The sequence below is a fragment of the Actinoplanes sp. NPDC051494 genome (genome assembly GCF_044454705.1).
Taxonomy (GTDB): domain Bacteria; phylum Actinomycetota; class Actinomycetes; order Mycobacteriales; family Micromonosporaceae; genus Actinoplanes.
Genome location: NZ_JBITDZ010000005.1, coordinates 460,094 through 471,671, shown reverse-complemented (window position 1 = coordinate 471,671; position 11,578 = coordinate 460,094). Strand labels below are relative to the sequence as shown.

11 protein-coding genes are annotated in these 11,578 nt (G+C 71.3%); all 11 read right to left on the bottom strand.

The genetic code is table 11. The features are described 5' to 3' along the window. Positions 1–34 precede the first annotated feature (34 nt). A complete protein-coding gene (locus tag ACIA6A_RS21310; RefSeq protein ID WP_396099472.1) occupies positions 35–931 on the bottom strand; it encodes an ABC transporter permease in 897 nt (298 codons plus the stop codon). Then, a complete protein-coding gene (locus ACIA6A_RS21305; RefSeq protein WP_396099471.1) occupies positions 928–1,917 on the bottom strand; it encodes an ABC transporter permease in 990 nt (329 codons plus the stop codon). Before ACIA6A_RS21305 ends, ACIA6A_RS21310 begins: the two co-directional genes overlap by 4 nt. 26 nt (positions 1,918–1,943) lie before the next feature. Beyond that, complete coding sequence (locus ACIA6A_RS21300; protein WP_396099470.1) at positions 1,944–3,575, bottom strand: ABC transporter substrate-binding protein; 1,632 nt, start codon at positions 3,573–3,575, stop codon at positions 1,944–1,946. Between the two features lie 15 nt (positions 3,576–3,590). After that, positions 3,591–4,772: an acyl-CoA dehydrogenase family protein gene (locus tag ACIA6A_RS21295; protein WP_396099469.1), complete on the bottom strand. Its 1,182-nt coding sequence runs from the start codon at positions 4,770–4,772 to the stop codon at positions 3,591–3,593. After that, on the bottom strand, positions 4,769–5,962 hold the full coding sequence (locus tag ACIA6A_RS21290; RefSeq protein WP_396099468.1) for an LLM class flavin-dependent oxidoreductase: 1,194 nt from the start codon (positions 5,960–5,962) through the stop codon (positions 4,769–4,771). The genes ACIA6A_RS21295 and ACIA6A_RS21290 overlap by 4 nt, the downstream gene beginning before the upstream one ends. A 151-nt stretch (positions 5,963–6,113) precedes the next feature. Next, positions 6,114–6,851 carry an ABC transporter ATP-binding protein gene (locus tag ACIA6A_RS21285; RefSeq protein WP_396099467.1) on the bottom strand — a complete coding sequence of 246 codons (738 nt, stop codon included), beginning with the start codon at positions 6,849–6,851 and terminating at the stop codon, positions 6,114–6,116. After that, entirely contained in the window at positions 6,848–7,645 is a 798-nt protein-coding gene (locus ACIA6A_RS21280) for an ATP-binding cassette domain-containing protein (protein ID WP_396099466.1), read from the bottom strand. Before ACIA6A_RS21280 ends, ACIA6A_RS21285 begins: the two co-directional genes overlap by 4 nt. Then, complete coding sequence (locus ACIA6A_RS21275; protein ID WP_396099465.1) at positions 7,642–8,469, bottom strand: ABC transporter permease; 828 nt, start codon at positions 8,467–8,469, stop codon at positions 7,642–7,644. Before ACIA6A_RS21275 ends, ACIA6A_RS21280 begins: the two co-directional genes overlap by 4 nt. Further along, entirely contained in the window at positions 8,466–9,422 is a 957-nt protein-coding gene (locus tag ACIA6A_RS21270) for an ABC transporter permease (RefSeq protein WP_396099464.1), read from the bottom strand. Before ACIA6A_RS21270 ends, ACIA6A_RS21275 begins: the two co-directional genes overlap by 4 nt. Beyond that, positions 9,422–10,912 (bottom strand): ABC transporter substrate-binding protein, encoded by a 1,491-nt coding sequence (locus ACIA6A_RS21265; protein ID WP_396099463.1) that lies wholly within the window; start codon positions 10,910–10,912, stop codon positions 9,422–9,424. Before ACIA6A_RS21265 ends, ACIA6A_RS21270 begins: the two co-directional genes overlap by 1 nt. Continuing rightward, a complete protein-coding gene (locus ACIA6A_RS21260; protein WP_396099462.1) occupies positions 10,909–11,574 on the bottom strand; it encodes a DUF1684 domain-containing protein in 666 nt (221 codons plus the stop codon). Before ACIA6A_RS21260 ends, ACIA6A_RS21265 begins: the two co-directional genes overlap by 4 nt. Positions 11,575–11,578: the final 4 nt, after the last annotated feature.

Here is an 11,578-nt window from a genome sequence, read left to right as displayed (position 1 = left end):
CTGGGCCCACCCGCGGCGGAAAATCGATGCAAGATCATCGAGAGAGCTCCTGGAAGGTCTTGGAGATGTGGTTGAGGCTCAGGACGAGGAGGGCGACGAACAGGCCGGGCATCAGGCTCAGCCACCACGACGTGACGAGATAGTTGCGGCCGTCGGCGATCAGCGTGCCCCACTCGGCGGCCGGGGGAGCGGCGCCGAAACCGAGGAAGCTCAGCGACGCGATCGCGATGATGGCCACGCCGGCGTCGAGGACGGCCAGCACCGCGACCGGGCCCCAGGAGTTCGGCAGGATGTGGCGCACCAGGACCCGGCCCCAGGACGCGCCGCCGGCCCGCGCCGCCTCCACGTACGGCAGGGTCTTGACCCGGAGCACCTCGGCCCGGGTGGTCCTGGCGAAACCGGGCACGATACCGACCCCGACGGCCACCGCCACCGGGATGGTGCCGTAACCGAGCGCGGTGACGATGGACAGCGCCAGCAGCAGGCCGGGGATGGCGAGCAGCACGTCGACGCCGCGCATCAGCACCGCGTCGGTGACCCCGGCGAAGAAACCGGAGACCACACCGAGCGTGAGACCGGCGACGAGCGCGATGCCGAGCGCGATGAGCGTCGCCTTGATGGTCAGCGGCGAGCCGTACAGCACCCGCGCCCACAGGTCCCGGCCGTAGATGTCGGTGCCGAACAGGTGCTCCGGCCCGGGTGCCAGCATCGCCGACGCGGGGTCCGTGCCGTACGGGTCGCGGGCGGTGAACAGTCTCGGCCAGAACGCCGACACCAGTACGAACACCACGTAGAGCCCGGCGAGCAGGAACAGCGGCTTGCGGGCCAGCTGGGCCAGGCCGGCCCGGGCGTTGACCCAGCGGCCGCCGGGTTCGGCGGCCGGGAGCGGGGCGTCGACCTCGATCGGCGCGGCGACGTCCGTGGTGGTCACAGCGGTGCCCCTTCCAGGGTCGGCGCCGCGGTGGCACGGGTGTGCGAGATCCGCGGGTCCAGCAACGGGTAGATCAGGTCCACGATCAGGTTGACCAGGACGAACACGGTCGCCGCGATGGTGACGACGGCGAGGACCACCGGGACGTCCTGCGCCAGCACCGCCTCCTGCGCCAGCCGGCCGACCCCCTCGCGGGTGAAGACCGTCTCGGTGACGATCGAGCTGGTCACCGTGACGCCGACGATGACGCCGAGGATGGTCATCGCCGGCAGCGCGGCGTTGCGGAACGCGTGCCGCAGGTGCACCGCCGAGCGCGACAGGCCCTTGGCCCGGGCGGTGGCGATGTACGGCTGCCGCAGCGTCTCGTCGAAGCTCTTGATGAGCACCTGCGCCAGCACGGACGAGGCCAGCACCGAGATCGTCAGCACTGGCATCACCAGCGAGGACGCGCCTTGCGAACCGGTCGCCGGGAACCACCCCAGCTGGAACGAGAAGAACTGGATCAGGAACAGCGCCACGAAGAACTGCGGGAACGAGGCACCCACCGCCGGGAGCCTGGTGAGCAGCACCCGCAGCGGGTTCCACCGCACGAACGTCGCGAGACAGGCCAGCCCGGACCCGGCGATCAGCGCCACCACCGCGGCGGCGGCGCTGAGCACCAGGGTCGGTCCGATGCGCTGGGCGATCAGCTCGGTGACCGGCACCCGCTGGGTGAGCGAGACGCCGAAGTCGCCGTGCAGCACCCCGGCCAGGTGGTGCCAGTACTGCGCCCCGATCGAGCGGTCGAGCCCGAACTCGGCCTTCATCGCGGCGACCTGCTCGCCGGTCAGGCTGTCCTCCTGGATGCCCGCGGCGGCCAGCTGGAGCTGCATCGGGTCGCTGGGCAGCAGGTAGAGGATGGCGAACGTCAGGGAATACGCCGCCCAGAGGACCACGGCCGCCTGGGCGATGCGACCCACGACATACCTGGCTGTGCCGCTACCCAAGCCTGGACTATCAGTCGGCGGAGCCACTACTCCTTCCAGGTGTCGTTGAGCTTGAGGAAGCTCTCGGAGGTGAAGGCGAAGCCGTGGACCTTGTCGCTGACCCCGGCGGTCTGCAGCCGCTCGAACAGCGGGAACGTGATGGCGTTGTCGATGAGGTAGTCCTGCAGGTCGGCGTACGCCTGGGTGGTCTGCTTCCCGTCGGTGGTCTGGATCGCCTTGGCGAACAGCGCCTGGATCGCGGTGGTCTCGGCCGGTGACGCGACGCGCTGGGCCAGCGCCTTCGAGTTCGCCACGTCGGGGTTGATGATGAACTGCAGCGCGCCCGGGTCGGCCCGGGTGAAGTACGTCGAGGTCAGGTCGTACGCGCCCTCGGTCAGATACGTCGCCGACTGGGCCGTGGTGAGCGGGCGCAGGTCGAGCTTGATCCCGGCGTCCTTGGCCTGCGACTGCAGCAGCTCCCCGCCGGGGATGGGCAGCGCACTCGGGTAGTCGATCGCGAGGACCTTGCCGTCCTTGACCCGGTAGCCGTCCGGGCCGACGGTCCACCCGGCGGCGTCCAGGAGCTGCTTCGCGGCGGCCGGGTCGAACGCGATCTTGGCGGACTCGGACGTGAAGAACGGCGTCGTGGAGTTGAAGACGCTCTGCACGACCGGGTAGTCGGCGCCGAAGATCGTCGACGCGTACGTCTTGACGTCGATCGCCTTGTAGAACGCCTTACGGACCTGCGGGTCGCTCAGCGGCCGGCCCGCGGTGGTGTTCGCGAACAGGGTGTACGCCACCCCCGGAAGCGCGCGCTTCTCGATCGTGTCGCCGGACTTCTCGATCAGCTTCTGGTCCTGCGGGGTGAACGGGTTGCGCGGCCAGGCGATGTCGATGGCGCCGCTGACCAGGTTGCCGGTGCGCACGCTGTCCTCGGCGACGTAGTTGAAGACGACCTTGTCGAGGCGGGCCTCGGCGCGGTTCTGCGACAGCTCCGAGCCCCACCGGTAGCCGGCGCGCTTGGTCAGCACCGTCTCGACCTTGGGGGTGTAGTGGTCGAGCAGGAACAGGCCCGAGCCGACGACCCCCTTGCCGGTGCAGCGTTCCGGCGGGGTCAGCTGGAACTCCGCCGGGTCGGTGATCGCCAGGTTCGTGGTGGAGGTCGCCTGCAGGAACGACGAGTTCGGCTTGCTGAGCTGGAATGTCACCGTCAGCGGGTCGACGACCGTCGCGCCGCTGAGGCCCTGGATGTACGACGCGCCGTACGCGGCTCCGTTGGTGGCCTTGACGGTGGCGATCCACCCGGCCGCGTTGTCGGCGACGGCCTGGGCGTCGAGCTTCTTGCCGTTGCTGAACGTGACCCCGTCGCGCAGGTGGAACGTGTACGCCAGGCCGTCCGGGCTGATCTCCCACTTCTCGGCCAGCCACGGCACGATCTTCCCGGTCTCCGGGTCCTGGTCGGTGAGCGAGTCGGCGAAGTTGCGCGCGATGGTCCGGTGCTCGATCCAGTACACCTGGAACGGGTCCACGCAGGAGAAGTTCGCGTTGTCCGGCCAGAACGAGACCTTGAGTGTCCCACCGGCCTTCGGCGCGCCGCTGCCGGAGCCGCCACCGTTGCCACCACCGCAGGCGGCGAGCGCGAGGATCAAGCCGACGGCCAAGGGTCTGAGCAGTTTCATGAGGGGGTTCCTTGACTATTGAGGGGTGAGGACGCGGCGACCGCCGGCGAGCAGGACGGTGTCCTCCTGCGGCGGGTGCACGCGGATGCAGAGGGCGTCACGCAGGTGCCGTTCGAGGGACAGGTGCCGCGACAGGCCCGGGTTGCCGAGCGCGGCGACCGCGGTCTGGGTCGCGGCGATCACCGAGCGGGCGATGGCCACCTTCACGGCCGACAACTGCGGCAGGAACGCGGTCTCGCCGGCCTCCACGCGCAGCAGTGCGCCGTACAGCAGGGTCTCGGCCTGGGCGATCTGCAGGTCGATCTCGCCGGCCACCGCCTGGATCCGCTCGGTCTGCGCGATCGGCTTGCCGAGGGCGGACGGGACCCGGGTACGCGCGAACGCGGCGAACGCCGAGCGGGCGGCGCGCGCGACCCCGATGTACAGCGCCGGGTGACCGAAGCTGCCCGGCCCGGCCGCCGCGGCGGGATCCCGGTAGACCCCGTCCGCGCCGCGCGGGATCTCGGAGAACGCGTCGGCGCTCAGCCGCACGTCCTCGTAGTGCACGTCGTGGGTGTTCGACGCGCGCAGCCCGAGGTGGTCCCAGGTGTCGCTCCAGCTGATCCCCGGCAGGTCCCCGGGCACGATCACGTGCCCGACCCTCGGCTTGTCCGGGTCACCGTTTGGTTCGATCGCGACCGCCCACACGACGTGGTACGCCAGGCCCGTACCCCCGGTGCCGTAGGCCTTGTGGCCGTTGAGCACCCAGCCGTCGGCGGTGCGGGTGACGGTGGTCCTCGGCAGGCCGCCGCGGGCGGGGGCGCCCAGCTCCGGCTCGGCCCGCAGCGCGTTGGCCAGCGCGGGCCCGGTCAGCGACCGGTGCAGCAGGTCGTCGTAGGCCGCCGCCGGCCAGCTCGCCCGGGCCGCCTGGCCGGCGTGGGTGATCAGCAGGTTGGCGGCGAGCAGGCCCACCGAGGCGTCCCCCTCACCGATCGCGGTGAGGATCCGGGCCGTCTCGCGCGGCCCCAGCCCCGGGCCGCCGTACCGGGTGCCGACCGTCGCGGTGAGCAGGCCCGCGCGATGCGCCGCCTCGAGACCCTTCCAGGGCAGGGCACCGCTGCGGTCGTACTCGGTGGCGGTGGACGCGATCTCGGCGGTGACGTCCGCGAGCGCGGCGTCGGACAGGTCGGGGGCGGTGAACGTGATGGTGGCGGTCACGACCGGGTCGCCGTCGCGAACCGGGCGTACTCGGGGCCGTAGTTGCCCGGGTGCTCGGCCTGCAGACCGCTGCGGCGCCCGGTGGCCTTGCGGTGCGCGATCTCCTCGCGGACCAGCGGCAGCACGAACCGGCCGTAGTCGACCGCGTCGGCCAGTGTGTCGTAACCGCGGATCGACACCAGCGACGCGCCCCGGTCGACGTAGTCGAGGATCGCGGCGGCGACCGTCTCGGGGGAGCCGACCAGCGCTGTCGACGCCCCGGCCCCACCGGTGACCGCGGCGGTCTTGGTCCACAGCGCCCGGTCGTACAGCTCGGAACGGTCGGCGAAGCTCAGCGACCGCTGCGAACCCACGTTCTGCGGGGTGGCGCCGCCCCAGCGCGGTGCCTTGCGGTGCGTCTCGGCGATCCGGTCGACGTACTCGTGGGCCTTCTTCCAGGCCAGCTCATCGGTGCGGGCGATGATCGGGCGGAACGTGACCCAGATCCGGGGCAGCGTGGTGCGCCCGGCGGCGCGGGCGATGTCGTGCACCCGGTCGATCTCGGTGCGCAGGTCGTCGAGCGGCTCGCCCCAGAAGCTGAAGATGTCGGCCTTGGCGCCGCCGACCGCGAACGCCTCGTCCGACTGGCCGCCGATCGAGATCGGGATGGGGCCGTCGTACGGTGCGAAGCCCGGCCCGAAGCCGTCGAACGTGTAGAACTCGCCGTCGTGGTCGAACGGGGCCGGTTCGGTCCACGAGCGGCGCAGCAGGTCGATGTATTCCGACGTGCGCGCGTACCGCCGGTCCTTGGGCAGGTAGTCGCCCTGGCGGGCCTGCTCGGCGTCGTTGCCGCCGGAGATGAGGTGCACGACCGCGCGGCCCTCGGTCAGCTGGTCGAGCGTGGCGAGCTTCTGCGCCCCGACGGTCGGGAACGTGGTGTTCGGCCGCAGCGCGACGATCGGCTTGATCCGCTCGGTCAGCTGCCCGACCGCGGCCGCCGTGACGAACGAGTCGGCGCTGCCGGCGCCGTAGGGCAGCAGCGTGTAGTCGTAGCCGCCCTCCTCGAGCGCGTGCACGTACTTGCGGAAGTACGGCACGTCGATGCCGCGGGTCGGGATCGGCTCGAGCTCGGTCGACGGGTTGAGGTGCGAGAGGCTGATGAACTCGACGTCCGGTGACGCGGTCGGCGGGATGCTCTGGTCGTCGCTCATGCGGGGTTCCCCTCTGATTCCCTATAATGCCTACCAATCATGTAGGTAATCCGGCGCGGAGTCCAACGTCTTTTCGCGATCGATGCCGATCGCGATCGCTTATCGGTCGGCCCGGGCGATCACTGCACGACGGTCGGGTGAGCAGCAGCTCTCAGGACGGCAGGCGGGGCACGCTGGCCAGCAACCGGCGGGTGTACGCGTGCGACGGCGCGCCCAGGACCTCGCGGGTGTCGCCCTGCTCGACGATCCGGCCGCGTTCGAGGACCGCGGTGTGCTCGCACAGCTCGGCGACCACCCCGAGATCGTGCGAGACGAGCAGGATCGTCAGGTCGCGTTCGGTGCGCAGGGTGGCCAGCAGGTCGACGATCCGGACCCGGGTGGTCAGGTCGAGGGCGCTGACCGGTTCGTCGGCGAGCAGCACCCGGGGGTGGCAGACGATGGCCCGGGCGATGGCGATGCGCTGCCGCTGGCCGCCGGAGAACTCGTGCGGATACCTGCTCGCGGTGTCGGCGGGCAGGCCGACCGCGTCCAGGGCCTCGGCGACGCGGGCGGGGTCGGCGCCGAGGCCGAGGCCGCGCAGGGGTTCGGCGACGATGCGCCCGATCCGGTGCCGGGGGTCCAGGGAGGAGTACGGGTCCTGGAACACCGCCTGCACCGACCGCCGGTAGTCGCGCATCCGGGCGCGGGTGAGCGGGCTGCCCTCGTACCGGATGGTGCCGGTGGTGGGTCTGGTCAGGCCGAGCAGCAGGCGCAGCAGCGTGGTCTTGCCGGAGCCGGACTCGCCGACCAGGGCCACGTTGCGGCCGGGGTGCACGGCCAGCGACACGTCGGTGAGCGCCCGCGTGCCACCTCGGTAGGTGAATCCGGCCCGGTCGGCTTCGAGGATCATGAGAGGTGCCGTCCCAGTGCGGTGTCGAAGCGGCGGGCGCTGTCGACGAGCGTGCGGGTGTACTCGTGAGCGGGCCGGTCGATCAGCTCGGTGATCGGCGCCGACTCGACGATCCGCCCCTGCCGGAGCACGTGGGTCTGCCGGGTGACGCGGGCGGCGACCGCGAGGTCGTGCGTGATGAACAGCAGCGCGGTGCCGTGCGTGGTGACGAGCCGGTCGAGCAGGTCGAGGATCTCGGCCTGGACGGTGACGTCGAGCGCGGTGGTGGGCTCGTCGGCGATCAGCAGCCGGGGGCGGCAGGCCAGGGCCATCGCGATCGCGACCCGCTGGCGCTGCCCGCCGGAGAGCTCGTGCGGGTAGGACCCGGCGATCCGCTCGGTGTCGGTGAGCCGGACCTCGTCGAGGGCCGCGTGCACGGCGTCGCGCAGCGCGGTGCCGCGCAGGCCCCGGAAGCGGCGCACCGGCTCGGCGATCTGCCGGCCGGCGGTCATCAGCGGGTCCAGCGCGGTGAGCGGTTCCTGGAAGACGGTGGCGGCGACCTTCCCGCGTACGCCGGTCCGCCGGCGTTCCGGCGCTCCGATCATGTCGACGCCGCCGAGCCGCACGTCGCCGGTGGCGGTCAGCCCCGCCGGCAGCAGGCCCATGACGGCGAGCGAGGTCAGCGACTTGCCCGACCCGGACTCGCCGATGAGCCCGGTGCGGTCCCCGGGCCCGACCTCGAACGAGACGTCGTCGACCAGGCCGGTGCCGCCCTGGCCGGTGATGCTCAGACCCGTCACGGTGAGCAGACTCATGACGACCTCCCGGGGGTGCGACGGCGGGTGGGGTCGGTCAGGTCGCGCAGGCCGTCGGCGGTGAGGTTGATGCCGATGACGAGCGTGACCAGGGCGAGGCCGGGGGCGATGGCGGCGGCCGGCGAGGTCAGCACCGTCGCCTGGGCCTCGAACAGCATGCGGCCCCAGGACGCGTTCGGTGGCGGGGTGCCCAGGCCGAGGTACGACAGGCTCGCCTCGGCCAGCACCGCGAGCCCGGCCTGCAGCGCCAGGTTGACCAGCAGCACCGGGGCGATGTTGGGCAGCACGTGGCTGAGCACGATCCGCGGCCAGGTGATCCCGGCGACCCGGGCCGCGGTGATGTAGTCGCGCTCGAGGACCTGCTTGACCAGCACGCGGGTCAGCCGGGCCACGATCGCGGCCATGGCCAGCCCGATCGCGAGGATCGCGGTGCCCAGCGACGCGCCGGTGCCGGCCACGATGAGCATCGCCAGCAGCAGGGTGGGGAACGCGATCAGGATGTCGAGCACCACCGCGGCCGCGTCGTCGAGCCAGCGGGTGGCGAACCCGGCGAGCAGGCCGGCGCTCACCCCGAGCATCCCGCCGACGGCGACCGCGCCGAGCGCGGTGCCGAGCGCGATCCGCCCGCCGATCAACAGCTGGGTGAGCAGGTCGCGGCCGAGTTTGTCGGTGCCGAGCAGGTGGTCGCCGCCGGGCGGTGCGAGCCGGCTCCCGGAGGTGTCGTCCGGGGCGAAGGGCAGCCACAGGTACGAGATGAGCACCGCGCCCGTGACGACGAGGACCAGCGTGAGCCCGAGCGCGAGATGCAGCGACCGGCGGTTCATGACGCCCCGCCGGACCGCAGCCGGGGGTCCACCAGCCGCTGGGCGAGGTCACCGAGGAATCCGACGACGAGCACGGTGGCGGTGCTGACCAGCATGACGCCCTGCACGACCGGGTAGTCGTGCTGGCTGATCCCGCGCACGAGCAGGCCGCCGAGCCCGGGCAGGGCGAACACGCTCTCCACGACGACCGCGCCGAGGAACGTGGTGGCCAGTTCCATGGCCAGGACCGCGATGACGGGTACGGCCGCGTTGCGCAGGCCGTGGCGCCGTAGCGCCTGACCCGGCGAGGACCCGAGCGCCCGGGCCGTGCGCAGGTAGTCGGCGCCGAGGACGTCAAGGGTGGCGCCGCGGACGTACCGGATGAGCGAGGCGGACATGACCAGCGCGACCGTCACGACCGGCAGGACCAGGGCCTGGATCGCGGTGCCGGGCTCGGCCCAGCCGCCGGGCGGGAAGCCACCGGCCGGCAGCACCCGCAGCCGCAGCGCGAACAGCGTGATGAGCAGCAGGCCCACCCAGAACGCCGGGACCGCGATGCCGAGCTGGGCCACCGCGTTGATCGCGGGGCCGTACCAGCGGTCGGCGCGGGTCGCGGCGAGCACCCCGACCGGGACCGCGATGAGCACGGCGAGCAGGAACGCGGCGAGGGTGAGCGGGACGGTGACCGGCAGCCGGGCGGTGATCTCCGGGCCGACCGGCAGCGTGCTGATCAGCGACGTACCGAGATCGAGCGTGGCGACGTCACGCAGCCAGGTGAGGAACTGGGCCGGCAGTGCCGCGTCCGTGCCCAGCTCCCGCCGCGCGGCCTCGATCTGCTCCGGGGTCGCACCGACCGGGAGCAGGGCGTTGGCCGGGTCGCCCGGCAGGAGCCGGAGCAGCACGAACAGCACCACCGCGGCGAACAACAGCGACCCGATGAGGATCGCTGTCCTTCGCAGCAGGTAGGAGACCATCAGTTCTTGACGATGCCGTACGCGAAGAACTGGGCGTTGAGGCCGTTGACCGGGTAGCCGGACAGCTTGGCCGAGGCGACCACGATCTGCGGGTACAGGTAGAGCCAGTCACTCGCGGCGTCCTCGGCGATCTGCCGGTTGGCCTGCTTGAGCAACGAGGTCTGCTCGTCGGTCGTCTTGGCCTGCTCGGCCTGCTTGATCCACTCGGTGACCTGCGGGTTGCGGTAACCCCAGTAGAAGTCGGGGTCGCCGTACCAGACCACGTCGCGGTCGTTGACGTGCTCCTGCATCGTCGCCTGGAAGTCCCGCTTCTGGTACACCTTCGTGTACCACTCGTCGGCGGTGATCGTGTTGATCGTGACGGTGACGCCGACCTTGGCCAGCTCCGACTTGATGAACGTGGCGGCGGTCGGGTGCGGGTCGTAACTCGGGGTGTCGAGCGTGAACGCGAACCCGTCCGGGAAGCCCGCCTCGGCCAGCTTCTGCTTGGCGACCGCCGGGTCGTACGCGTTGACCGAGGTCAGGTCCTCGTACCACGGGTCGCTGGGTGGGACCATCGAGCCGATCGCGGTGCCGTAGTCGCCCCAGATCGAGGTGAGCAGCTTCTTGTCGTCGATCGCCGAGCTGATCGCCTGCCGCACGGCCGGCTTGTCGAACGGCGCGACCTTGTCGTTGAACGCCAGCAGCAGCTTGGTGGTGCCCTTGCCGTCGTTCACCTTGTACGCGGCGTTGCTCGTGAACTGCGCGAGCGCGTCCGGGCTCTGCTCGCTGGTGACCACGTCCACGGCGTTGGTGAGCAGCGCGTTGTTCAGGGCGGTGGCGTCGGTGAAGTAGTGGAACACGACACCGGCGTTCTTCGCCTTGGTGCCCCAGTAGCCGTCGAAACGGGTCAGGCTGAGCGTCGAACCGCGCTTCCATTCGCCGAGCTTGTACGGCCCGGTGCCGTCCGCCGTGGTGGTCAGGTCGGTCGCGGCGGCGTTGGTCACCCAGATGTAGCTCAGGTTGTAGACGAACGAGATCGACCGGGTGGAGAGCTGCACGACCACGGTCGCGTCGTCCGGCGTGGTGATCGTCTTGATCGCCGCGAGGTTGCTCTTGCGGGCCGACTTGGAGTTCTCCGCCGTCACCCGCTCGATGCTCGACTTGACGTCGGCCGAGGTCAGCGCCTTGCCGGAGTGGAACGTCACGTTCGGCTGGAGCGTGAACGTGTAGGTCAGACCGTCGTCGCTGACCTTCTGCTCCTTGGCGAGCAGCGGTTCGACCGTACCCGTGTCGGTGAGCTTGAACAGGCCTTCGTACACGTTGCCGTTGAGCGCCTCGGTCACGCCCTGCCCGCCGCCGGCGGTGTTGTCCAGGTTCTGCGGTTCGTAGACCGACCCGACCTGGATGATCGCGGCGTCGCCGCCCCCGGCCGTCGTCGCGCCGCCCCCGCCGCCACAGGCGGCCAGCAGCGCGGTGAGACCGACAGCGACCAGCAAACGTCTTTTCATGAGTGCGACTCCGTGGTGAAGAGGGGAAGCTTCTCGCCGGCCTCGACGGGCACGGCGAGGCGGTTCTGCGGGGGCGGGAGCGGACAGTTGTAGTGCTCCGAGAACCCGCACGGCGGCACGAACGCGCGGTTGAAGTCGAGGATCGCCCGATCGGTGCCGGCGACACGTTCGACGAACAGGAACCGGCCGGAACCGTACGTCTGCTTGCCGTTCGTGGGGTCGCCGAAGACCAGCAGCAGCGGGCCGTCGTCGTCGAACGCGTGCAGCGTGTAGTCGCGGCCGTCCAGGGTGAGGTGCAGGTCACCGGGGACCGGCAGGTCACGCGTGAAGCCGGCGTCCTGCGCGTGCTCGAACGGGACCCGGCGGTCGCCCTCGGTGTAGCGGGCCTCGAGCACCCAGGCCGGGTCGTATGCGTAGGTGTCGATGCCGGTGAAGGCGCGGATCGCGGGGGAGGCGGCGTCCCAGAGCCGGATGCCGTGCTGCTCGGTGCCGGTCAGCGGGTCGTGGCGGCGCAGCCGGGTGGCCGTGACGGTCGCGGGCTGTCCGTCGAGCGCGGCGTCCGGGTCGTCGGCTCCCCAGCGGGTCTCGATCAGGGCGAGGTTGCCGGTGGGCCCGGTCACGGCGCGCCGGCGTGCCTCACGCCACACATCATGCTTGTCCACCGCT